The following is a 23,591-nucleotide window of genomic DNA, read 5'->3' on the forward strand; positions in this document are numbered from 1 at the left end:
TCTACTTTCCTCCTTACTCCGCTCTCACCGTTCCCGCTTCCCCCTCCCCCCCCCGCCCCTGCCGGTTGTCTCCCCTGGGCTTTGTCTGACCCCCCCCCCCACCCCCCCCCCCCCCCCCCCACCGCGTCACGCGGGCCGGGTCAGCGGTCGACCCGGGCCCCGCCGCCACGGACCAGCTTCGCCACCTCGGCGAGGCTCGCCATCGAGGTGTCGCCCGGTGTGGTCATGGCCAGGGCACCGTGCGCGGCGCCGTACTCCACGGCCTGACCGAGATCACCAAGCTCCAGCAGCCCGTAGATCAGGCCGGAGGCGAAGCTGTCCCCACCGCCGACCCGGTCCAGGATCTGCAACCCCGGCCGCTCGGTGGCGGTGACGAACCCGTCCGGGGACCAGGCGATGGCGCCCCAGTCGTTGACCGTGGCACTGTGAACGGTGCGCAGCGTCGTGGCGATCACCGCGAGGTGCGGGTACTCGGCCACCACCTCCTTGAGCATCCGCCGGAAGTTCGCCGCGTCGAGCTGGGACAGATCCTCGGCGGTGTCCGGCACGACGAAACCGAGGCCGGCGGTGAAGTCCTCCTCGTTGCCGATCAGCACGTCGACGTACCGGACCAGGCGTTGGTTGACCTCCCGGGCCCGTTCCTGACCGCCCACCGCCTTCCACAGGCTGGGCCGGTAGTTCAGGTCGTACGAGATGATGGTGCCGTGCCGGCGGGCGGCGGACATGGCGGCCTCGACCACGTCGGGGGTGCCCTCCGCCAGTCCGGCGTAGATGCCGCCGGTGTGGAACCAGCGCACCCCGAGGGTGCCGAACAGGTGCTCCCAGTCCACATCCTCCGGGCGCAGCTGGCTGGCGGCGCTGGCGGCCCGGTCGGACACCCCGACGGCACCCCGCACCCCGAACCCGCGTTCGGTGAAGTTGAGCCCGTTGCGGACCCCCCGGCCGATCCCGTCGTACGGCATCCAGCGCAGCAGCGCGGTGTCGACGCCGCCGGTCAGGATCAGGTCCTCGATGAGCCGGCCCACCTCGTTGTCGGCCAGCGCGGTCACCACCGCGGTGCGCTGCCCGAAGCAGCGGCGCAGCCCACGGGCCACGTTGTACTCACCGCCGCCCTCCCACACCCGCAGCGACCGGGCGGTGCGGATCCGCCCCTCCCCCGGGTCGAGGCGCAGCATCACCTCGCCGAGGCTGACCAGGTCGTACCGGCAGTCGGCCCGGTCCCGCACGGCCAGTCCCGCCCCGCTCATCGGGCCCGCCCTCCGGCGTCCACAGCCGCCGCCGCGAGCGCGGTGATCTCGTCCCACCGGCCCTCCCGGAGCAGCGAACGGGCCACCATCCAGGTGCCACCCACCGCGAGCACGGCCGGGATCGCCAGGTAGTCGGCCAGGTTGGCGACCCCGATGCCGCCGGTCGGCACGAAGCGGACCGACGGGAACGGCGCGGCCAGCGCGGCGACCATGGCCGCCCCGCCGAGCCGTTCGGCCGGGAAGAGCTTCACCGTCTCCAGGCCCGCGTCGAGGGCCATCATGATCTCCGTTCCGGTGGCCACCCCGGGAAACAGCGGTACGTCCCGTTCCGCGCAGCGGCGGGCCACGGTCGGCGAGAAGCCGGGGCTGACCACGAACCGGGCACCCGCGTCCACGGCCCGGTCCACCTGGGCGGGGGTGAGCACGGTGCCGGCGCCGACGACAAGGTCGGGATCCTTGGCCAGGATCCGGATGGCGGCCTCGGCGGCCTCGGTCCGGAAGGTGACCTCGATGGCCCGCAGCCCGCCGGCCAGCAGCGCCGAGCCGAGCCGCCCGGCCTGGTCGGCATCATCAAGTACGACGACCGGCAGCACGCCGGTCCCGGTGAGAACCTCTACGATCATGGCAGCAGGTGCATCCAGCTGAAGACCAGCGGCACGTCGCCCTCGCTGATCAGGTGGTGGTCCTCCCCCGGCTCGACCACCAGGACGTCGCCGGCGGTGAACCGGTCCGCCGCGGCACCGTTGATCTCGATGGTGCCGCTGCCCTGGTAGATGCAGAACACCTCGGGCACCGTGTGGGTGTGCGTCCCGGGCTCGTCGTGGGTGCGGAAGCCGGGCTCGTCGTACCGACGGAAGCCGCCGCGTTCGATGAGCCGGTCCGGCGGAACGGCCGTGCCGACCGCGTCAGCGAACGTCAGTTTGCGCATCGGTTATCTCCTTAGATATCGGGTCGATGACCGTCCGGTACGGCGGCGCTGCCCACGGAACGTGCAGCTCGGACGGTAGCGCGCCGGCGTCGACCGCCGCGCGCAGCGTCCCGGCCACGCCGTCGATGACCCGACCGCCACCGTCGGGATGCGGACGCAGGAACCGGTCGGGCACCCGCGCCGGCGGTGGTGCCGCGGCGAGCACCGCCAGCACGCCGGTGAACAGCGCGGTCCGGGCCAGCGGCGCCACCAGCGGCACCCCGCTGCGGCGATGCGCGAGCAGGTTCTCCAGCAGGTCGACGCGGCCGGCGGATGGGCGCCAGTCCAGGTCGCCCGGCAGCCGCAACCGGTCCGTCGGGTACTCCAGCGCGGCGCCACCGGCGTGGATCTCCCCGGCCAGGAAGGTGTCCGAGACCAGCGTGACGGCGACCTCGACCCGGTCCCCGGCGGCGTCGGTCAGCCGCAGGCACGCGGTGTCCTCGGCCTCGATGTCCCGGGTGCGGTACCACTCCAGCTCGGCCGTCACCCGGCCGTACGGCCAGCCGGTGGCCGCCGAGGCGACCGCGAGGGACTGCATCACGGCGTGCGCGAACGGGTTGGCCAGCGCGCCCTCGGCGACGAACCGACCGCGCACCCGTCGCCGTCCCGCCCAGGGCGAACGGACCCAGTACGAGTCCGGTCGCCACCACGCACCGAGCCCGGCGGTAAGGAAGGGCACCTTGTTATCGCTTTTCGTATAGGAAGGGCCCCTTCCTAACCCGCCGTCGGCGACCGAGCGGGCAGCGGCCGTCGAACGGGCGGCCGTCGAGCCGGCGGCGGAGGTCGCCGCGGCGATCAGGTCGGGCAGGGCCGCCGAACCGAGCGCCTGGAAGCCGATCTGGCAGACCCGACCGGTGCGGTCCAGCGCGGCCGACAGCGCCGCGTGTTCGGCGAGCGAGGACACCGGCGGTTTCTCCAACAGCAGGTCGGCGCCGGCCGTCACGGCGTCCACCGCGATCTCCAGGTGGGTGTGCGGCGGGGTGCAGATCACCACCACGTCCGGCGCGGTGGCCGCCAGCATGCTGCGGTGGTCGGTGAACACCGGTACGTCGCCCGGGTCCGGCACCGGCGCGGGGTCGCAGAACGCCACCGGTTCCACCAGGCCGGCCCCGGCCAGCCGCTGGAGGTTGCGGCGGTGCGACCGACCGTGGCCGTTCACACCCACCAGCGCCACCCGGGTCACGCTCACCCGCGCACCCCCCGACCGAGTGGACGCGCGGTCCGCCCGAGGCGACGCGTGGTCCTCCGATCGCTCACGCGCCCACCTCGGCCCGGCTGAGCCGGCGGGTCACCGCGTGCAGCGCCGCGACCGCGTACCCGAGCAGGATCGGGACGGTGACCAGCGCGACCAGCGCGCCGAGCAGCAGCACCAGGCAGGTCACCCCGGTGGCGGCGGCCCACCGGACGGGGTGGTCGGCGCAGCCGCGGGCGGCGGTCCGGGCCGCGGTCCGCCAGCCTCGGCCGCCGGTGCGGCCCACCTCGACGACCACCAGCGCGGTGTACCCGACCAGCAGCGCGGCGACGGCGCCGGTGAGGGCCGTCATGGGCCGCCCACCGGGTACGGTCCCGGCGGCCAGGCCGGCGAGGTCGAGCAACAGCAGCCCCGCGCCGGCCAGGGCGACCAGGCCGGCGCCGGCGCCGGGCAGCAGCGACCGGCGGAAGCGGACCAGCGACCGGCCGGCCGGCGGCCACGTCCCGGTGTCGAGCCAGTCGTGTACGGCGGCGCTGGCCGTCCCGACGGCGGCGCCGGCGGTCAGCACCGGCAGCGCGGCGACGGTCAGCAGGATGCCCAGCAGCGCGAGGTCGGTGGCCTCCCGGGCGAGGTCCCGCCAGTCGCGGCGGCCCGCGTCGTCGTCGGTCACCGGTTCAGCCCTTGATCCCGCTGGTGTTGATGCCCTCGACGAGCAGCCGCTGGAAGGCGACGAAGAACAGGAACACCGGCAGCAGCGACAGCACGGACATGGCGAACATCGGCCCGACCGCGCTCTGGCTGGTGGAGTCGATGAACAGGGTCAGCGCGACCGGAACGGTGTAGTCGGGCAGCCGGGACAGGTAGACCAGCTGGCGGAAGAAGTCGTTCCAGGTCCAGATGAACGTGAAGATCGCCGTGGTGACCAGCGCGGGACGGCTCAGCGGCAGGATGATGTGCCGGAAGATGCCGTACGTGCTGGCTCCGTCGAGCTTCGCGGCCTCGTCCAGTTCGCGCGGGACACCGCGCATGAACTGCACCATGAGGAACACGAAGAACGCGTCGGTGGCCAGGAAGTGCGGCACCAGCAGCGGCAGGTACGGCCACTGGCCGCCGACCAGTCCGAGGGTGCGGAACACGATGTACTGCGGCACGATCAGCACGTGCCCGGGCAGCAGCAGGGTGCCGATCATGATGGCGAACCAGACCCGGCGCAGCCGGAAGCGCAGCCGGGCGAAGGCGTACGCGGCCAGCAGGCAGGAGATCCCGTTGCCCAGCACCGCGAGCACGCTGACCAGGGCGCTGTTCAGGAAGAACCGGCCGAACTGGACGTCGAAGTTGGTCCAGCCGGCCGAGTAGTTGCCCGGGGTGAACCGTTCCGGCAGCAGGCCGATGTTGTTGACGATCTCCTCCTGCGACTTGACCGAGGCGCCGAGCACCCACAGCAGGGGGTAGAGCACCACGGCCAGGATCGCGAGCAGGATGACCAGCCGGACCACCTGCCGGCGTCGCGAACCGGGGCGGGTCGTGGCGGGTCGCGGTGCCCCCGGGCCGGCCGGCCGGGCGGCCGGCGGGCCGGGCAGCGCGCCGGCGGCTGGTGGGGCGGTCACCGGTCCGACCCGTCGGAGTAGTGGACCCAGAACCGGCCGGTGCTGAACAGAACGGCGGTGATCACGCCGATCGCCAGCAGGAAGACCCAGGCCATCGCGGAGGCGTAGCCCATCTCCAGGTTGGTGAAGCCGGAGATGTAGAGCTTCAGCGTGTACATCAGGGTGGAGTCCACCGGGCCGCCCGTGCCGTTGCTCAGTACGAAGGCGGCGGTGAAGCCCTGGAAGCCGTGGATCGTCTCGAGCACCAGGTTGAAGAAGATCACCGGGGACAGCATCGGCAGGGTCACGTGGACGAACTGTCGGAAGCGGCCCGCGCCGTCGACGGCGGCGGCCTCGTACAGCTCGGTGGGCACCTGTTTGAGCCCGGCCAGGAAGATCACCATGGGGGCGCCGAACTGCCAGATGGCCAGCACCATGAGGGTCTCCAGGGCCCAGTCGGGGTCGTTCACCCAGGCTTCGCCGTGGATGCCGAACAGGGCGAGGAACGAGTTCACCGCGCCGTCGCCGCCGAACATGTTGCGCCACACGATGGCCAGCGCGACGCTGCCGCCGAGCAGCGACGGCAGATAGAACAGCCCGCGGAACAGGCCCACCCCGCGCCACGCCCGGTTGAGCAGCAGCGCGACGCCGAGCGCGGCGGCCAGCTTGAGGGGTACGGCCACCACGGCGAACGTGACGGTGACCCGCACGGCGTGCCAGTACGACGGGTCGGCGGTGAACATCCGGCGGTAGTTGGCCAGCCCCACCCAGTCGACCTCCGACCACGGGGTCAGCACGTCGTAGTTGGTGAAGCTCAGGTAGAGCGACAGCAGCATCGGGACGGCCGTGATGCCCAGCAGTCCGACCAGCCAGGGCGACAGGAAGACGTACCCGGCCAGACCCTCGCGGCCGGTACTGGTTCAGGGCCGCCAACCGGCTCCCCGGACCGGACGCGGAACGCGCCGGATCTGCTCGGGGGTCGTGCTCACCGCCACGAGCGGGCTCCTCTCCGCGACATGGGTACGACTTCAGGCGATCGCGGCCGTGCAGGCGGCGATGAACTGCTGCGCCGCCGCGGCCGGGGTGGCCCGGCCGAACTGGACGCTCTCGGCGGCCTTGATCATCTCGGACTTGACCTTGCTGTGGCCCTTGAGCGGCACCTGCGGGGACGGCCCGAACTTCGCCGCGAGGTCCGTCTCGACCTGGATGGACAGCTTCATCGCCGGGTCGGTGGCGGTGTCGCTGATGGTCTTGCGGAGGTCCAGGTTGGCCGGCAGGCCACGGTCGGTGCCCAGCACCTTCGCCGCCTCGGGATCGTTGACCAGGAAGTTGATCACGTCGACCGCGGCGTCGCGGTGCTTGCTGCCCCGGAACACCGAGTAGTACATCGACGCTCGGGCCCACTGGGCGCCCGGGTCGCCGGGATAGGCCACCACACCCAGTTCGTCCTTGGTGTTCTTCTTCAGCTCGGGGAGCTGGTTGGCCCACACCCAGGAGGTGGCGGCCTTGCCGGTGACCACGAGTTGCTTGGTGACGTCCGTGGCGTTGCCCTCGTGGATCACGTCGGGGGTCGGGGTGGCCTTCCGGTCCCGGGCGCCCTTCCACAGCTCGAACCAGGCCGTCACGTCCTCGACGGTGAAGCCGAGGGCCTTGCCCTGGTAGAGATCCTTGCCGTGCTGGCGCAGCCACACCCAGAACGCCTTGTAGTCGGCGCTCGGGTCCTGGGTGCCCGGCACCCCGGTCCTGGCGGTGACCTGCTCGGCCCAGGCGATGTGCTGCTCCCAGCTCATCCCGGTGGTGGGCTCGGGCAACCCGTTCCTGGTCAGCAGGGTCTTGTCGTAGACCAGGCCCTGGGTGTTCTCCCCGGACGCCAGCCCGGCCAGTTTCCCGTCGACCACGCCGTACTTCCAGAGGCTCTCCGGGAACCTGCTGGTGTCCACCTTCCCGCTCTGCTGGTAGCTGGTCAGGTCCAGCGTGGCGTTGCGGGCCGCGTACTCGGTCAGGTAGTTGTCGTCGATCTGGAAGATGTCCGGCGGGTTGCCGCCGGCGGTGAGCGTGGCCAGCTTGTCGAAGTAGCCCTGGTTGGCCTGCCAGGTCGTCTCGAAGGTGACGTTGGGGTGTTTCTTCGTGTAGAGCGCGAGGGCGTCCTCGGTCAGTTTGGCCCGCGCGTCACCGCCCCACCAGAAGACGGAGAGCTTCACCGGGGCGTTCGGGTCGTCGCTGGCCTCGTCACCGCCGCAGGCGGCGGCGCCGAACACCAGCGGCGCGGCCACGAGCGTCGCGACGAGCAGGCTCACCAGGCGGCGTCTCGGTCGGACGGTACGGTGTGGGTCGACGGCGGACGGCTCCGCCGGTTCGGTCGGTGCGGGGTGCATGTGCGCTCACTCCTCGGGCGTTAGGAGGCGACGACCTCGCCGGCGGTCGCCGCCGTGGCGCCCGGGTCCGCAGTGCGATGCGGCCCCGGGCCGGCGGCGGCCTGGGCGCCGGTCCGGTCGATCTCGGCGACCGGGCCGGGCCCGGTCGACTCGCGGATGACCAGCTCCGTCTGGAGCGTCACCTGTGCGGTGGTACGCCGGTCGTCGCCGAGCGTGCTCCGGCCGCCGCGGGTGCCGGCGGGCGCGTCGTGGTTCAGGAGCATGTCGACGGCCGTCCGGCCGGCGACCGCGGCCGGGGTGGCCACGGTCGTCAACTTGGGCCGGGTGAGCCGGCTCAGCGCGATGTCGTCGATGCCGACGACGCTGACGTCGCGGGGCACCTCGATGCCCAGCCGGTACAGCCCTTCCATCAGGCCGATCGCCATCAGGTCGTTGTACGCGAGCACCGCGGTGGCGCCGCACCGCCGGACCTGTTCGGCCAGCGCGCTGCCACCGGTCTCGGTCGGCGGGTTGGGGCCGAGGACGGTCAGCTCGGCCCCGCCGGCTCGGGCCGCGGCGCCCGCGGCGCGGCGGATCTCCCGGCTGGTCCAGGAGCCGCGCGGGCCGCCCAGCAGCGCGAGCCGGTGGTGGCCGAGCGACAGCAGGTGTTCGACGGCCAGCCGGGCCCCCTGGCCGTTGTCGGTCACCACCGACGGCAGGCCGTTGACCCGCCGGTTCACCACCACCAGCGGCACCTCCCGGCTGAGCCGCTCGATCAGGCTGTTGCTCATCCGGGGGCTGCACAGCAGCACGCCGTCGACCTGCTTGGCCAGCGCGTGTACCAGCTCCTCCTCGACCGCCGGGTCCTCGTTGGTGTCGGCCACGAAGATGTGGTGGTCCCGTCCCCGGGCCTGGCTCTCGGCCGCCTTGATCAGGGGTGGGAAGAACGGGTTGGCGATGTCCGCGACGATCAGGCCGATGTTGTGGGTACGGCCGGTGATCAGCGCCCGGGCGGCCCGGTTCGGTCGGTAGCCGAGGTTCTCGGCGCAGGCCAGCACCCGGCTGCGGGTGTCCGGGTTGACCAGGTGCGGGGCGGAGAACGTCCGGGAGACCGTGGAGATGTGCACCCCGGAGGCCCGCGCTACATCCCTGATCGTGGCTCGCACACCTGGTCCCTTCGGCAGTCGGGGTTGGGCCGGTTCCCGCAAGGTGCAGCAATTAATGCAAACGATTGCTCCCATGTCAACGGTCATCGATTACATGATCGTTGCGTGAACGGTCCGATGAAGCGCTTACATCTACACCAATCCGGATGTATCAGGCGGGTTGTGGTCGCTCCGTTGACGAGCGGTCATCGATCGTGGTTACTTCGACTGCAAACGTTTGTAGTCGGGAGGTCGGGCATGCCAGCCAGCACCGGAGCACGGCGGTACGCCGTCGTCGGCACGGGCGCCCGGGCCGAGATGTTCGTCCGGGCGCTCGCGCTGGACCACCCGGACACCGCCGAACTGGTCGCCTTCGCCGATGTCAACCAGGCCCGGATGGACGCGCACAACCGGTGGCTGGTCGAGCTGGGCCGGCCGGCCGTGCCGACGTACCCGGCCGCCGACTTCGCCACGATGCTCGCCCGGGAACGGGTGGACACCGTGCTGGTGACCAGCGTCGACCGGACCCACGACGAGTACATCGTGGCGGCCCTGCGGGCCGGTTGCGATGTCGTCACCGAGAAGCCGATGACGGTGGACGCCGTCCGCTGCCGGCGGATCCTGGACGCGGTCGCCGAGACCGGCCGCCGGGTGTCGGTGGCCTTCAACTACCGCTACAACCCGCTGCACGAGGCGGTACGCACGGCGCTGGCCGGCGGCGAGATCGGCGAGATCGGCTCGGTCCACTTCGAGTGGCTGCTGGACGTCCGGCACGGCGCGGACTACTTCCGCCGCTGGCACCGGGACCGGGCCAACTCCGGCGGCCTGCTCGTACACAAGGCCAGCCACCACTTCGACCTGGTCAACTGGTGGCTGGACAGCGCGCCGGTGGACGTCTACGCCGCCGGGCGGCTGTTCTTCTACGGACCGGACGGCCGGCGGCACGGCTACGCCCGCGACTACGACCGCGCCCACGGCTCACCCGCCGCCGAGGGTGACCCGTTCGCGCTGCGGCTGGCCGAGCACCCCCGACTGCGGGAGCTGTACCTGGACGCCGAGGACGTGGACGGGTACCACCGCGACCAGAACGTCTTCGCGCCCGGGGTGACCATCGAGGACGACATGGCGGTGCTGGTGCGCTACGCCAGCGGCGCCACCATGAGCTACCACCTGACCGCGTACGCCCCCTGGGAGGGTTACCGGGTCATGGTCAACGGCAGCCGGGGCCGGTTGGAGCTGGAGGTGGTGGAGAGTTCCTTCGTCAGCCCCGCCGCCGCCGGGGCACTCAAGGGCGCCGCCCTGCACGGCGCCGAGGCCGCCGCCGAGAGCGGCGCGGCGACCCTCACCGTCCGGCCGTTCTGGGCGCCGCCCCGCGAGATCCCGGTCGCCGGGTACACCCGCACCGGGCACGGCGGGGCCGACGCCCGGATGACCGGGGTGCTCTTCGGTGGTCGACCCGACCCGTACGAGCGGTCCGCCACCGCCCGGGACGGCGCCCTGGCCCTGCTCACCGGCCTGGCCGCGAACCGGTCCATCGAGACCGGTGCCGCCGTCCGGGTCGCCGACCTGCTCACCGTCGACTGATCCGCGAGGAGAACTTCCGTGCCCGCCGTGCCCGACCTGCTCCTGCCCGCCGAGCCGAACCAGCGGGCGATCGCCCGGGACCTGTACGCGCTGGTGGCGGACCGTCCGATCATCTCGCCGCACGGGCACGTCGACCCGGCCGTCCTCGCCGACGACGCGCCCTTCCCGGACCCGGCCCAACTGCTCATCGTCCCCGACCACTACCTGACCCGGATGCTGCTGAGCCAGGGCGTCGCCCCGGCCGACCTGGGCGTGCCGAGCCGGGACGGCTGCCCGGTGGAACGCGACGGCCGGCGGATCTGGCGACGGTTCGCCGACCACTGGCACCTGTTCCGGGGAACCCCGTCCCGGCTGTGGCTGGAGCAGACCTTCCGGACCGTGTTCGGAGTGACCGAGTCGCTGTCGCCGGACACCGCCGACCGGCTGTACGACGAGATCTCCGCGCGGCTGGTCGAGCCCGAGTTCCGGCCCCGGGCACTGTTCGAACGGTTCAACATCGAGGTGCTGGCCACCACCGAGTCGCCGCTGGACGACCTCGGCCGGCACGCCAAGCTGGCGGCCGACGGTTGGGGCGGGCCGGGTGGCCGGGTGGTCACCACGTTCCGCCCGGACAACGTGGTGGACATGGAGTTCGACGGCTGGCGGGACAACGTCGCGCGGCTCGGCGAGATCACCGGGGCGGACACCGGGACGTACACCGGGTTCCTGGACGCCCTGCGGCAGCGGCGGGCCGCGTTCGTCGCGGCCGGGGCCACCAGCTCGGACCACGGCCACCCCACGGCCCGCACCCTGGCGCTGACCGGACCGGAGGCCGCCCGGGTGTACGACCGCGGGCTACGCGGCGCGGCGGACGCGGCGGACGCCGAGACGTTCCGGGCGCACATGCTCGTGGAGTTCGCCCGGATGTCCCTGGACGACGGCCTGGTCATGCAGCTGCACCCGGGCTCGGTGCGCAACCACAACCGGTGGCTGTACGCCCGGCACGGCCGGGACACCGGCGGCGACATCCCACAGGCCACCGAGTACGTCCACGCGCTGGCCCCGCTGCTGGACGAGTACGGCAACGATCCGCGGCTGCGGGTGGTCGTCTACACCCTGGACGAGTACACGTTCACCCGCGAACTGGCCCCGCTGGCCGGCGGCTACGCCGCGCTGTACCTCGGCGCGCCCTGGTGGTTCCTCGACTCCCCCGAGGTGCTGCGCCGGTTCCGGGAGTCGGTCACCGAGAGCGCCGGCTTCTACAACACCGCCGGGTTCGTCGACGACACCCGGGCGTTCTGCTCGATCCCGGTACGCCACGACGTGGCCCGGCGGGTCGACGCGGGTTTCCTGGCCCGGCTGGTCGCCGAGCACCGGCTGCCGCCGGACGAGGCCGCCGAGACCATCGTCGACCTCGCCTACCACCTGCCCCGCCGGGTGTTCCGACTGGACGAAAGGTTGGTTCCGGTGAGCGCGAGGAGCGCAGCGAAGCGGAGCACCGCAGTCGCGAACGAAAGTTCGAACCGGTGAGCGCGAGGAGCGCAGCGAAGCGGAGCACCGCAGTCGCGAACGAAAGGTTGGTTCCATGACCGTCACGATCACCGGGGTCGACGTACACGACGTGCGGTTCCCGACGGCGAACGCGGGGGACGGCTCCGACGCGATCAACCGGGGCGACTACTCCGCCACCTACGTCGAGCTGAGCACCGACGCGGGCCCGACCGGCGCCGGCTTCACCTTCACCAACGGTCGGGGCAACGAGATCACCTGCGCCGCGGTCCGGGCCCTGGCCGGGCACGTCGCGGGGCGGACCGTCGAGGAGATCGTCGACGAACCGGTGGCCTTCTGGCGGTCGCTCACCGCCGATCCGCAGCTGCGCTGGCTGGGCCCGGAGAAGGGGGTCATCCACATGGCCACCGGGGCGCTGGTGAACGCGGTGTGGGACCTGCGGGCCAAGCTCGCCGGGGTGCCGCTGTGGCGGTTCCTGGCCGACCTGCCCACCGCCGACCTGGTGGCCAGCGTCGACTTCCGGCACATCACCGACGCGCTCAGCCCGGACGAGGCGGCGGCCATCCTGGACAAGGGACTGATCGGGCTCGCGGACCGGTGCGCCGAACTCGACCGGGACGGCTTCCCGTCGTACACCACCTCGGTCGGTTGGCTGGGCTACCCGGACGCCAAGGTGCAGGCGCTGACCAGGGCCGCGTACCAGCAGGGTTGGCGCGCGATGAAGATGAAGGTCGGCGGGGCCATCGAGGACGACCTGCGGCGGGCCCGGATCATCCGCGCGGAGATCGGCCCCGACGCGCTGCTGATGATGGACGCCAACCAGGTGTGGGACGTCGACGAGGCGATCGACAGGATGGCGGTGCTCGCCGAGGTCGACCCGTACTGGATCGAGGAGCCCACGCACGCCGACGACGTGCTGGGACACGCCCGGATCGCCAGCGCGGTGGCGCCGATCCGGGTGGCCACCGGCGAGGTCGCGGCGAACCGGGTGATCTTCAAACAGCTGCTCCAGGCCGGGGCGATCGGGGTGATGCAGGTCGACGCCTGCCGGGTCGGCGGCGTCAACGAGGTGCTGGCGGAGCTGCTGATGGCGGCGAAGTTCGGGGTGCCGGTCTGCCCGCACGCCGGCGGTGTGGGGCTCTGCGAGTACGTCCAGCACCTGGCGATCTTCGACTATCTGCGGGTGGGCACGTCCCTCTCCGGTCGCATGGTCGAGTACGTCGATCACCTGCACGAGCACTTCGTCGACCCGGTACGCACCCGCGGCGGCCGGTACCTGCTGCCCGACCGCCCCGGTTACAGCAGCACGATGAAACCCGAGTCGATCGCCCGGTACGCCTTCCCGGACGGCCCGGCGTGGCGGTGACGGCGGGCGCCGGCCGGCCGACGGGCGGAGCCGACCGGCTCGGGCTGGGCACCCTGGCCCGGGTGCCCGAGTCGAGCCGGCCGCTGCTGCGGCCGGGCGACGTGCCGGCCGGCATCGTCCACCTCGGACTGGGCGCCTTCCACCGGGCCCACCAGGCGGTCTACACCGAGGCGGCGGTGGCCGCCGCCGGTGGGGACTGGGGCATCGTCGGGGTCGCGCCGCGCAGCCGGACCGTGCTGGACGCGCTGGCCGCGCAGGACGGGCTGTTCAGCGTGACCACCACCTCGACCACCGGCGGTCACACCCAGGTCGTCGGCGTGCTCGCCGGGGTACGGCACGCCGCCAGCGATCCGGCCGGGGTGCTGGCCCTGCTGGCCGACCCGGCCATCCGGGTGGTGACGCTCACCGTGACGGAGAAGGCGTACCAGCTCGACCCGGCCACCGGCCGGCTGCGCCCGGATCCGGAACTGGCCGCCGACCTGGCCACCGACCGGCCCCCGAGGACCGTGCCGGGGCTGCTGCTGCGCGGGCTGCTCGCCCGGGCCGCCGCCGACGCCGGACCGCTCGCGCTGGTCAGCTGCGACAACCTGCCGGCGAACGGCCGGCGGCTGGCCGGCCTGGTGAGCGCGGTGGTCGCGGCGGCGCGGGTGCCGGACCGGGCGGCCGGTTGGATCGGCGACCACGTCGCCTTCCCGGGCACCATGGTGGACCGGATCGTGCCGGCCAGCACCCCGGACACCCTGGCCGCCGCCGCCCGGACGCTCGGGGTGGCCGACCTGGCGGCGGTGGCCGCCGAGCCGTACCGGCAGTGGGTGATCGAGGACCGTTTCCCCGCCGGCCGGCCGGCCTGGGAGGCCGCCGGCGCGGTGCTGACTGACGACGCGGGCCCGTGGGAACGGCTGAAGCTGCGCGCCCTGAACGGGGTCCACTCGGCCACCGCCTACCTGGGCGCGCTCGCCGGTCGGGAGACCATCGCCGACGCGTTGACACTGCCGCACCTGACCACCGTGCTGCGCCGGCTGGTGGCCCAGGACGTGGCGGCCAGCTTCCAGCCGCCGGAGGGGATCTCGGTCGTCGAGTACGGCGAGCAGGTGCTCGGCCGGTTCGCCGACCCCGCGATCCGGCACCGGACCACGCAGGTGGCGATGGACGGGTCGCAGAAGCTGCCGCAGCGCATCCTGCACACCATCGCCGACCTGCGCGCGGCGGACCGCCCGGCGCACTGGGCGGCGCTGGTGGTGGCGGCCTGGATGCGCTTCGCCCGGGGCCGGGCCGACGACGGTACGGCGCTGCCGCTGGACGACCCGCTGGCGGACCGGATCCGGGACCGGCTGCGGGACGCTCCGGACTCCCCGGCCGGGACCGCCGACGCGCTGTTCGGGCTGGCCGAGGTGTTCCCGGCGGAACTGGCCGGGGACGACCGGGTCCGGGCCGACGTGGTCGGCTGGCTGACCGAACTGGACCGGCACGGCGTGCTGGGCACCCTGGCCAGGGCGGCATGACGACGCGACCATCGGCTCGACGCGCCAACGCCCAGCGGTGCGGCGCCGGCCCTCAACGGCGCGTCCCGCGATCCCCCGCCGAGTACCGCCACCGATGACATGGAGTGTGTGAGATGCGATTTGGCAGACCGGCCGCCGCGGTGCTCGCGGTCGCCCTGGTGACCGTACCCGCGGCCGGCGCGACCGCCGCTCCCCACCACGACCCCCGGGTCCCGCCGGCCACCGCCGCCCTGGCCCGGCAGACGCTGCCGGTCAATGATGGGCGTTGGATCCCGCCGACCACGGCCGCCCTGGCCCGGCAGACACTGCCGGCGAACGATGGTTGGGCGGCCGAGGGCGTCGGTACCACCGGCGGCGCCGCGGCCACGCCCGACCAGGTGTACGTGGTGTCCGACCGGACCGGTCTGGTCCGGGCGCTGGGCGGCGACAACGCCACCAACCAGACCAACGCCACCCCGAAGCTGATCATCGTGGACGGGCCGGTGAACGGGTTCTCCGCCGCCGACGGAACGCTGCTGGACTGCGCGGACCTGGCCGACCCCGGGTACTCGCTGGACGCCTACCTCGCCGCCTACGACCCGGCGGTCTGGGGCCGGACCAACCCCACGGGCCCCCTGGAGGAGGCCCGCGTGCGGTCGGTGGCCAACCAGACCCGGCAGACCCAGATCAACGTCGGCCCGAACACCACCATCATCGGCCGGCACGGCGCCACCATGACCGGGCTCACCCTGATGGTCGACACCGCCAGCAACGTGATCATCCGCAATCTCACCTTCGACGACGCCCACGACTGCTTCCCGGCCTGGTCACCCACCGACGGGGACAGCGGGAACTGGAACTCCCAGTACGACCACATCTCGGTACGCCGCAGCGAGCACGTCTGGGTGGACCACAACACGTTCACCGACGGCGACAACCCGGACCGCGACCAGCCGATCCACTTCGGCCGGCCGTACCAGGTACACGACGGATCGCTGGACATCACCCACACGGCCAGCCTGGTCACCGCCTCGTACAACCGGTTCGTGGGACGCGACAAGCTGATGCTGATCGGCTCGTCGAACACCGTCGGCCCGGACGTCGGGCGGCTCAAGGTGACCGTGCACCACAACTGGTTCGACGGCGATCTCCAGCGGCTGCCCCGGGTGCGGTTCGGCCAGGTCGACGTCTACAACAACTACTACCGGCTGTCCGGTCCCGGTTTCCAGTACGCCCTCGGAGTGGGTGTGCAGTCGGCCATCTACGCCGAGAAGAACTTCTTCGACCTCGGCGACGGAATCTCCCCGGCCGATCTGGTCCACGACTGGGGCGGCACCGGACTCACCGCCACCGGCAACTGGGTCCGCGTCGACACCGGCACCCGCACCAGCCGCCCGGTCGACCTGGTCGGGGCGTACAACGAGGCGCACGATCCGGACCTGGGCACCGACGCCGGCTGGACGCCGGCGCTGCGCGCCGGTCCAGCGCTGCCCGCGCCGCTCGTGCCGGCCACCGTACGCCTGCTCGCCGGCGCCGGCCGCCTGCCGGGCTGACCCGTGACGCCGGGCACCCGCGCTCGGGCGCCGCGTAACCCCGATGGGTCACGTAACGCGTCGGGTCACGTAACGCCTTGGGTCGCATGACCCGGTGGGTCGCGTAACCCGGTGGGTCGCGTAACGCGTTGGTAAGTATCGCGGAGCATCATTGTGGGCTGTGCCGTGGCGCGCGGCCACCGAGCGGACCGCCCGCCCGGCCTGCCGGACACGAGGGAGCGTGCGGGTGACCGAGCCGACCTGGGTACGCCATGCGCTGTGGTGGCACGTCTACCCGCTGGGTTTCGTGGGCGCGGACCGGAGGCGCGACGGCACCGCCGCGTACGCCCGGAGCCCGGGTGCCCTGCTCCGGTTGGTCCCCTGGCTCGACTACGCCGTACGGCTGGGCGCCTCCGGCATCGCGCTGGGCCCGATCTTCGCGTCCGAGACCCACGGTTACGACACCGTCGACCCGATGCGGGTCGACGAACGGCTCGGCACCGACGCGGACTTCGCGGTGCTCGTCGACGAGGCTCGGTCCCGCGGTCTGCGGATCCTGCTCGACGGCGTGTTCAACCACGTCGGACGGGAGTTCCCCGCGTTCCAGCGGGCGCTGGCCGGCGGGCCGGAACGGAACTGGTTCCATTTCGACGGCCAGCGGTACGCGGACTTCGAGGGCCACCGCAATCTCGTCAAACTCAACCACGCCGAGCCGGCCGTGGCCGACTTCGTCACCCGGGTGATGACCCACTGGCTCAGGCGCGGTGCCGACGGCTGGCGGCTCGACGCGGCCTACGCCGTACCCCGTGGGTTCTGGGCCAAGGTGCTCGGGCGGGTCCGCGCGGAGTTCCCGCAGGCGTGGTTCGTCGGCGAGGTCATCCACGGTGACTACCCGGCGATGGTGGCCGGGTCCGGCTTCGACTCGCTGACCCAGTACGAGATGTGGAAGGCGGTCTGGAGTTCCCTCAACGACCGCAACCTGTTCGAGCTGGCCTGGGCGCTGGACCGGCACAACCGCTACCTCGCCGACTTCGTGCCGATGACCTTCGTCGGCAACCACGACGTCACCCGGCTCGCCACCCGGCTCGCCGACGAGCGGCATCTGCCGCACGCGCTCGTGGCGCTGTTCACCATCGGCGGCACGCCCAGCGTCTACTACGGCGACGAGCAGGCCTTCCGTGGCCTGAAGGAGGACCGCGCCGGCGGTGACGACGCGATCCGGCCGGCGTTCCCGGCCAGCCCAGACGACCTCGCACCGTTCGGCTGGCCGGTCTACCGGTTGCACCAGGAGCTGATCGGCCTGCGCCGCCGGCACCCGTGGCTGCACCGGGCGCAGACCCGCGCCGTCGAACTGCGCAACGAGCTGTTCGTGTACGAGACCAGCGACGGTGACGACCGTCTCGTGGTGGCGCTCAGCGTGAGCGACCGCCCGACCCTGGCCCGGGTGCCGGGAGCCCGACGGCTGCTGGCCGGCACCGGACGGCTCGGTGACTCGGAGAGCGCCCCGCCGCTTCACGGGTGGGGGATCGCCGCCGACGAGTGACCGCGCCACCGACGGATGACCGGGCCGCCGAAGCCGACCACACCACCGACCGCCGGCCACACCACCGACCGACGGCCGCGTCGCCGACCGACGGCCGCGTCGCCGAAGCCGGCGGCCCGGCCGTACCGCCGGAAGAGCCGGCGGACCGACCCGACCCGACCCGCCGGAGCCGGCGGCCCGGTCCGGCGCGAACCTGGTGCCGGGTCGTCCACGACGGACCGGACCGGGGTGGTGGTGCGCTATTCGATGTCGGCCCGGTCCCGCTCGTCGCGCAGCAACGCGGCGTGCGCGGCCCGCAGCCGGGCGAGCGCCGGGTCGGTGCCGGGTGGTGTCCGCCGGTCCAGTTCGGCCCACGCCTCGGTCAGGGCGGCGGCGAGGGAACGCAGTTCGGCGGCGTGCCGGCGGGCGCTCATCCGGTGCTGCTCGTCGAGCCGGCGGGACCAACCGGCGGAAACGGCGGCCACCCGGTCGGCGTCGGCGCGGGCCTGGGCCGCCGTGCGGGCGGCGGAGGCCGGCACGATCGCGGCGACCGGACGCGGGTCACCGTCGCGGGTGACCACGGTGACGGTGTCGGTGAGCTCGGCCATGGCGACGAGCTGGGTGAGCCGGGTGCGGACCTCGCGCAGCGGTAGCGAGCGCGGCCGGTCGGCGTCCGACGGCAGGGCGGAGACAGCCATGAATCCATGGTGCCTCCGGGGTCCGACACTTTCCGCGAGCGCACCGCCCCCAGGCGTTAGGAAGGGCCCCCTCCTATACAAAAAGCGATAAGAGGGGGCCCTTCCTTTCAGGATCAGCGGGTGGTGCAGCTGATCGGTGCCGGTACCCGGTTGGCGGTCGTCGAGGTGCCGGTGAACCCGAAACTGGTGGTGGCGCCCGCGGCCAGCGGACCGTTGTAGCCGGCGTCCCGGACCGTCACGTTCGCACCTGACTGGGTGAACGTGCCGTTCCAGAGCTGGTTCACCTTCTGCCCGTCCGGGAACGCCCAGCCGACCGTCCAGCCGGTGATCGCCGACGTGCGGTTGTTGCGGACCGTCACGTCGGCCTGGAAGCCGCCGCCCCAGGAGTTGGTCACCGTGTACGTCGCCGTACAGCCGCCGCTCGGCGGCGGAGTGGTCGGTGGCGCCGTGGTGGGCGGAGCAGTGGTGGGCGGAGCAGTGGTCGGCGGTGCCGTGGTCGGCGGAGCCGTCGTCGGCGGAGCCGTCGTCGGCGGAGCGGTGGTCGGCGGAGCGGTGGTCGGCGGGGTGCCGCCGGTCCGGTCGGCCACCATGATGCCGCGCCCGTTGGTGCCCAGGTAGACCCGGCCGTAGACCCGTGGGTCACCGGTGAGCGCCTCACCGGCGTTGCCGTACTGGTGCTGGTCGTCGTTGATCCGAACCCAGGCCGCAGCGGCGTTGTCCGACCGGTACACGCCGCTCTTGCCGTCGACCGTGCCCAGGATGAACACCGCCGGGTACGTCTGCCCCGGTGCCGCCTTGCCGAAGCCCACGTTCACCGAACCCGACACCCCGCTGACCTTGCCGAAGCTGGCCCCCGAGTCGGTGGAGTGCCACAGGCCACCCTCACCGGCCAGCCACAGGTCGCCCTCCTTGCCGGGCAGCGCCTTGAACTTCACGGTGCCGGTGCTCGGCAGACCGGTCGCGGCGGTGGCCGCGAAGCTGCTGCCGCCGTTGGTGCTGACGTAGAACTTGCCGCCGGAGAAGCCGTAGAACTTGTTCTTGTTGACCCGGTCGGACTCGATCACCGCGTTCGCCGGAATGCCGGTCGCCGCGCTCCACGAGTTGCCGAAGCCGACCGAGCGGACCACCTGGATGCCGGGGTCACCGGGCGCCCAGACGAAGGTGCCGCCGTCGGCCGACGCGGCGACCGTACCGCCGTTGTTCACCCCGCCCGGCTCGGTGCCCTGGAACCAGTTCGCCCCGCCGTCGGTGGAGAACGCCACGTGGCTGTCGTTCGGCCGGTCCGAGTCGGTGAAGTTACCGGCCCGCACCAGCACCGACGGGTTGGTTTCGGCGTAGTCCAGGCTGGTGGTGCTGGTGAAGACCGGCTGGCTGAACATCATCGGCGGCACGGCGGTCAGATCGGTGTGCCGGAAGCCGCCGATGTCACCGAGCCCGCTGATCAGCGGAGCCCCGGTCGGCGGGCTGATCAGGTCGAGGACGGCGGTCTCCTCCAGGCCCTTGACCATCGGCTTGATGGTGAACGTCCCGCCGGTGTCCCACTTGGTCAGCTCGGTGGTGCCGTAGATGGTGGCGCCGGTGCCGTACATCATCCGGTTGCTGTCGAACGGGTCGATCTCCACCGACTCGTTCATCCAGCCCAGTTTCGGCGTCTCCTCCGGTGGCTGCGGGTTGGTGCCGAAGGTCAGCCACGGGGCCGAGCTGATGTCCATGGTGTACTTCTTGGTCCGGGCCGGGTAGCCGTTCCAGTCCCAGATGCGGGTCCAGGTGGCGCCCGCGTCGGTGCTGCGGAAGAAGATCGCGTCCGGCCACCAGGAGACCTGGGTGGCCACCATGATGGTGTTCGGGTGCTGCCGGTCGATGGTCAGACCCGAGTAGCCGAAGTAGTCGTCACCGCTGGACGACGGGATCGGGCTGATCTGGGTCCACGCCCCGGTGGCCCGGTTGAACTTCCACACGTCGCCCTTGCCGCCGTCGTACGGACCGCCGGTGTCGCTGGTGGCGATGTAGAGGTAGCCGCCCACCGGGTCCACCACGCCCTTGTGGGCGAGGTAGCCGGTCGGCTGGCCGGGCACGCGCTCCCAGGTCGACCCACCGTTTGTCGACCGGTAGACCGGGTTGGCCTTGTCCGCCACCCCCACGTAGATGGTCTGGGTGGCGGTTCCGGCCGTACCGGTGCTCTTGTCGAAGGTGACCCAGCTCAGGCCCTGGTTCTGGCTGTTGTAGCCGGTCGAGTCGCTGGGGTTGGCCTGGTAGTTACCGACGTTGGGGAAGTTGGTCACCTTGGCCCAGGTCGCCCCGTAGTCGGTGCTGCGCCACAGGCCGTTGCCGCCCTCCGCGCCGTAGTACAGGATGCTGTTCTTGTTGGGGTCGACCGCCAACCGTTCACCGGCGCCCCGGCCGGGCATGTTGCCGCCGCTCTTGAACGGCAGCTCGGTGGCCTGCCAGGTGGCGCCCTTGTCCGACGAGCGCAGGATGGCGCCGTTGTTCGGGTCCCAGTCGTTGGCGTACATGCCGACCGCGGCGTACACCCGGTTGGTCTGCACGGGATCGGTGGCCAGGCTGAGCACGCCGTTCCAGCCCCACTTGTCGGCGCCGACCCAGTCCAGCAGCGGGGTCCACGACTGGCTCGCCTGGTCCCAGCGGTACGCGCCGCCGATGTCGGTGCGGGCGTAGATCAGGTTCTTCTCGGTCTGGTTGAAGACGATGCCCGGTACGAAGCCGCCGCCGTCGATCCGGACGTTCTTCCAGCTGTACGAGTCGGCCGGGGCCGCGGCGGCCGGGGCCGTCGGGGACACCGTGAGTTGTATCGCCGCCATGACCAGGGCGGCGGCCAGCGCGGATGCTATCGCGCCGGAGACGTTTCTCCGCATCTGCGGTTCCTCTCGGGGGGAGGTCGGTCGACGCCGCCGTGGTGCGGGCGGGCCCGCACGGCCGACGGACGTACGTCGAACCGCCGTACGTCGTACGGCGGTTTCGCGATGGCTGCCCTGACCTCGCGGGGTGATGCGTCGGCTCCGCACGCTGAGAAATCACATTCACCCTAGACGATCGGCCCGGCCGCGCGGAAGCGCTTCGACAGCCGCACACCGAGGTGTTAGGAAGGGCCCCTTCCTATACAAAATGCGATAAGAAGGGGCCCTTCCTTGCAACCAGGTGGCATGGGCTATAAGTGACCCATGGATCTCCCCGCGCACCTGGGTTCGATGCCGATGCACGCGATCACCGAGATGCACGGCGAGTCCGGGCTGTTGGAGCGCCTGCGCCTGGAGATCGAACGGTTCGACCCGGCCGACCGGTGCCGGCTGACCGCCGCGCTGGACCTCGCGGCCGACCTGCACCGCGACGACCGGCGGGTCCGCGAGCCGTACCTGAACCACCTGCTGAGGGTGGCGATCCGACTGATCCACCACTACGAGGTGCGCGATGTCGACGTGATCGTCGCGAGCCTGCTGCACGACGCCGTCGAGGACCACCCGGCCGAGCTGGCCGGCGACCTACCGGAGGGCGTGGACCCCACCCCGGCCGCCCTGGCCACCCTGGCCGAGCGGTTCGGCGCCCGGGTCGCCCAGCTGGTCGCGGCGGTCACCAACCCGGTGTACGACCCGGACGTCGACCGCAACCAGCAGTATCGCGAGCACCTGGCGGCCAGCCTGGACCGGGAGCCGTGGGCCCGGGTGATCAAGATTTCGGACTTCACCGACAACGGGGTGGGGATCATCCACACGGTCGGCCCGAAGGTGGTGTCGTCGGCCGTGAAGTACCGCCCGCTGGTGCCGGTGCTGCGCGAACTGGTCGCCCGGCCGGACACCCCGCTGTCCGAGGCGGTGAAGCGGCACATCCACGACCAGCTCGACCTGGCCGAGGAACGGTTCAGCGCCATCCTCGACGGCGACTGAGGCGGATCCGGCGGCCCGACCGCCGGTGGTGACGCCTGGCCCGCCCCGGTCATGCCGTGGGTCCGTCGAACCACGAGCGGACGGCCCGCACCGGACCGCCCGCCCGCCTTGCGGTCCGGTCGGGGTCGGGGTGGGCCGACCCCGACCGGACCCGCTCGGGTTGGTTCCTTGCGTCAGTGCGCCACGCCGGCGCCGACCGCCGGCCAGCTGTCCCGGTAGACGGTGGCGCCGCCGGTGTTGGCCGCGAGCCCGGACCCGAAGTTGCGGTCGACCTGAGCCGCCTCGCCGGAGCTGGGGTACGGGTTGGTGCACGAGGTCCCCGCGCTGCCACCGGACATCAGGATCGCGCAGTTGCCGTTGTAGTTGTCCGGCAGGCCGAGCAGGTGCCCCATCTCGTGGGCGACGATCCGCAGCGGGCTGTACTGCGCCGCCTGCTGGGAGTCGATCACGATGTACCCGTTGCCCAGGCTGCGGGTGACGGCGTACGAGCCGCCGCCGGAGGTGTAGTAGATCATGATGTTCGAGCCGCACCGCGACACGTTGATGTTGTTGGTGGCGTTGTTCCAGATGGTGGCGGCCTGGTTCGCGTAACTGGCGTACGGGCCCGCCTGGCTGGTGCTGTAACAGACGTTCCGGGCGAGCGTGGTCGAGGCGGCGGCCGGTGCCGAGGCGGTGGCCGTGGCGCCGAGCGTGGCCAGCGTACCGGCGACGAGGGTCACCAGGACGCGCCGGAGCGAGTGGTGGGGCACGGTCTCACACTCCCTGATCGACTCTGAGCGAGGGTTATCACATCCTAAGATTTGCATACTTAGATGTCACTAGCCGTGCCCGAACAACTGCACTTCGATTCCACCGCCGCGCGCAACGGTGGGTCGGCGGAGGCGGTACGCCGGTGAAGACGGTGGGCCGGTGAGGGAGGACCGTGGCCGGTGAGGGAAGACCGTGGGCCGGTGAGTGTGGCACGGGTAAACCCGGTGCGCGTCGACCCGACCGGTCGGTAGCCTCCGCACCCATGAGCCCATCCCGCGACCGGCCACCCCTCACCGCCGACGAACGGACCCAGCTCGTCGGCTGGCTCGACACGCAGCGGGCGATCGTCCACTTCAAGTGCGAAGGGCTCTCCGACGATGACGCCCACCGTGCCCTGCTGGCGACCTCACCGCTGATGACAGTGGCCGGAATCGTGTCCCACCTCCGCTGGACCGAACAGACCTGGTTCGAGGTGCTCTTCCTCGGGCGCCCCGCCGACGGCCCGCAGTTCGACGAGGCCCGTGAGGACGCCGACATGATGGTCGAGGGCGTGCCGCTCGCGGACCTGCTGCGCGACTACGAGCGGCAGTGCGCGCTGTCCAACGAGATCATCGCGGCGCATCCGCTCGACCAGGTGGGCCGGCATCCGGATTTCCGGTCCGCCGCCGCCACCCTGCGCTGGATGCTGATCCACATGGTCGAGGAGACCGCCCGGCACGCCGGTCACCTGGACATCCTCCGCGAGCAACTGGACGGCGCCAAGGGCTACTACTAGTCGGC

At 72.0% G+C, this 23,591-nt stretch carries 20 protein-coding genes; 8 read left to right on the top strand and 12 right to left on the bottom strand.

The features are described 5' to 3' along the window. Positions 1-140: 140 nt before the first annotated feature. The 9 genes from ACXN5W_RS13970 to ACXN5W_RS14010 form a co-directional block, all read right to left on the bottom strand. A complete protein-coding gene (locus tag ACXN5W_RS13970) occupies positions 141-1,247 on the bottom strand; it encodes a PfkB family carbohydrate kinase (RefSeq protein WP_473158684.1) in 1,107 nt (368 codons plus the stop codon). Beyond that, on the bottom strand, positions 1,244-1,870 hold the full coding sequence (gene eda, locus ACXN5W_RS13975; RefSeq protein ID WP_473158685.1) for a bifunctional 4-hydroxy-2-oxoglutarate aldolase/2-dehydro-3-deoxy-phosphogluconate aldolase: 627 nt from the start codon (positions 1,868-1,870) through the stop codon (positions 1,244-1,246). The genes ACXN5W_RS13970 and eda overlap by 4 nt, the downstream gene beginning before the upstream one ends. After that, positions 1,867-2,175 (bottom strand): cupin domain-containing protein, encoded by a 309-nt coding sequence (locus ACXN5W_RS13980; RefSeq protein ID WP_473158686.1) that lies wholly within the window; start codon positions 2,173-2,175, stop codon positions 1,867-1,869. The genes eda and ACXN5W_RS13980 overlap by 4 nt, the downstream gene beginning before the upstream one ends. After that, on the bottom strand, positions 2,153-3,403 hold the full coding sequence (locus tag ACXN5W_RS13985; protein ID WP_473158687.1) for a Gfo/Idh/MocA family protein: 1,251 nt from the start codon (positions 3,401-3,403) through the stop codon (positions 2,153-2,155). The genes ACXN5W_RS13980 and ACXN5W_RS13985 overlap by 23 nt, the downstream gene beginning before the upstream one ends. A 64-nt stretch (positions 3,404-3,467) precedes the next feature. After that, positions 3,468-4,076, bottom strand: a complete 609-nt coding sequence (locus ACXN5W_RS13990; protein WP_473158688.1) for a hypothetical protein — start codon at positions 4,074-4,076, stop codon at positions 3,468-3,470. Positions 4,077-4,080: 4 nt separating this feature from the next. After that, positions 4,081-4,902 (bottom strand): carbohydrate ABC transporter permease, encoded by an 822-nt coding sequence (locus ACXN5W_RS13995; RefSeq protein WP_473158754.1) that lies wholly within the window; start codon positions 4,900-4,902, stop codon positions 4,081-4,083. Between the two features lie 107 nt (positions 4,903-5,009). Then, positions 5,010-5,891, bottom strand: a complete 882-nt coding sequence (locus ACXN5W_RS14000) for a carbohydrate ABC transporter permease (protein ID WP_473158755.1) — start codon at positions 5,889-5,891, stop codon at positions 5,010-5,012. Between the two features lie 129 nt (positions 5,892-6,020). Next, entirely contained in the window at positions 6,021-7,367 is a 1,347-nt protein-coding gene (locus tag ACXN5W_RS14005) for an ABC transporter substrate-binding protein (RefSeq protein ID WP_473158689.1), read from the bottom strand. Between the two features lie 20 nt (positions 7,368-7,387). After that, on the bottom strand, positions 7,388-8,512 hold the full coding sequence (locus tag ACXN5W_RS14010; protein WP_473158690.1) for a LacI family DNA-binding transcriptional regulator: 1,125 nt from the start codon (positions 8,510-8,512) through the stop codon (positions 7,388-7,390). A 237-nt stretch (positions 8,513-8,749) separates the two neighbouring features. Here ACXN5W_RS14010 and ACXN5W_RS14015 point away from each other — a divergent pair, with 237 nt between their 5' ends. The 6 genes from ACXN5W_RS14015 to ACXN5W_RS14040 all read left to right on the top strand — a co-directional run bounded on the left by ACXN5W_RS14015 (position 8,750) and on the right by ACXN5W_RS14040 (position 17,485). After that, positions 8,750-10,075, top strand: coding sequence for a Gfo/Idh/MocA family protein (locus tag ACXN5W_RS14015; protein WP_473158691.1), 1,326 nt, complete (start codon positions 8,750-8,752; stop codon positions 10,073-10,075). Positions 10,076-10,093: 18 nt separating this feature from the next. Beyond that, the gene (uxaC, locus tag ACXN5W_RS14020) at positions 10,094-11,584 is read left to right on the top strand and encodes a glucuronate isomerase (protein WP_473158692.1); all 1,491 of its coding nucleotides are present in this window, start codon (positions 10,094-10,096) and stop codon (positions 11,582-11,584) included. A gap of 55 nt (positions 11,585-11,639) precedes the next feature. After that, positions 11,640-12,929, top strand: a complete 1,290-nt coding sequence (locus ACXN5W_RS14025; protein ID WP_473158693.1) for an enolase C-terminal domain-like protein — start codon at positions 11,640-11,642, stop codon at positions 12,927-12,929. Beyond that, positions 12,920-14,431: a mannitol dehydrogenase family protein gene (locus ACXN5W_RS14030; protein WP_473158694.1), complete on the top strand. Its 1,512-nt coding sequence runs from the start codon at positions 12,920-12,922 to the stop codon at positions 14,429-14,431. The genes ACXN5W_RS14025 and ACXN5W_RS14030 overlap by 10 nt, the downstream gene beginning before the upstream one ends. A 113-nt stretch (positions 14,432-14,544) precedes the next feature. Next, positions 14,545-15,963, top strand: coding sequence for a pectate lyase family protein (locus ACXN5W_RS14035; protein WP_473158695.1), 1,419 nt, complete (start codon positions 14,545-14,547; stop codon positions 15,961-15,963). Positions 15,964-16,189: 226 nt separating this feature from the next. After that, positions 16,190-17,485: an alpha-amylase family protein gene (locus tag ACXN5W_RS14040; RefSeq protein ID WP_473158696.1), complete on the top strand. Its 1,296-nt coding sequence runs from the start codon at positions 16,190-16,192 to the stop codon at positions 17,483-17,485. A gap of 239 nt (positions 17,486-17,724) precedes the next feature. Here ACXN5W_RS14040 and ACXN5W_RS14045 read toward each other — a convergent pair whose 3' ends face one another. Further along, positions 17,725-18,162 (bottom strand): type II toxin-antitoxin system Phd/YefM family antitoxin, encoded by a 438-nt coding sequence (locus tag ACXN5W_RS14045; RefSeq protein WP_473158697.1) that lies wholly within the window; start codon positions 18,160-18,162, stop codon positions 17,725-17,727. Positions 18,163-18,275: 113 nt separating this feature from the next. Continuing rightward, positions 18,276-21,035: a cellulose binding domain-containing protein gene (locus tag ACXN5W_RS14050; protein ID WP_473158698.1), complete on the bottom strand. Its 2,760-nt coding sequence runs from the start codon at positions 21,033-21,035 to the stop codon at positions 18,276-18,278. A 306-nt stretch (positions 21,036-21,341) separates the two neighbouring features. Here ACXN5W_RS14050 and ACXN5W_RS14055 point away from each other — a divergent pair, with 306 nt between their 5' ends. After that, positions 21,342-22,061 carry an HD domain-containing protein gene (locus ACXN5W_RS14055; protein WP_473158699.1) on the top strand — a complete coding sequence of 240 codons (720 nt, stop codon included), beginning with the start codon at positions 21,342-21,344 and terminating at the stop codon, positions 22,059-22,061. Positions 22,062-22,234: 173 nt separating this feature from the next. Here the strand turns inward: ACXN5W_RS14055 and ACXN5W_RS14060 are convergent, their stop codons facing one another. Beyond that, positions 22,235-22,810 carry a snapalysin family zinc-dependent metalloprotease gene (locus ACXN5W_RS14060; RefSeq protein ID WP_473158700.1) on the bottom strand — a complete coding sequence of 192 codons (576 nt, stop codon included), beginning with the start codon at positions 22,808-22,810 and terminating at the stop codon, positions 22,235-22,237. Between the two features lie 263 nt (positions 22,811-23,073). On the opposite strand from ACXN5W_RS14060, the gene ACXN5W_RS14065 reads away from it, so the two are divergent. Then, entirely contained in the window at positions 23,074-23,586 is a 513-nt protein-coding gene (locus ACXN5W_RS14065) for a DinB family protein (protein WP_473158701.1), read from the top strand. Positions 23,587-23,591 lie beyond the last annotated feature (5 nt).

It is taken from the genome of Plantactinospora sp. A48, from assembly GCF_055793945.1.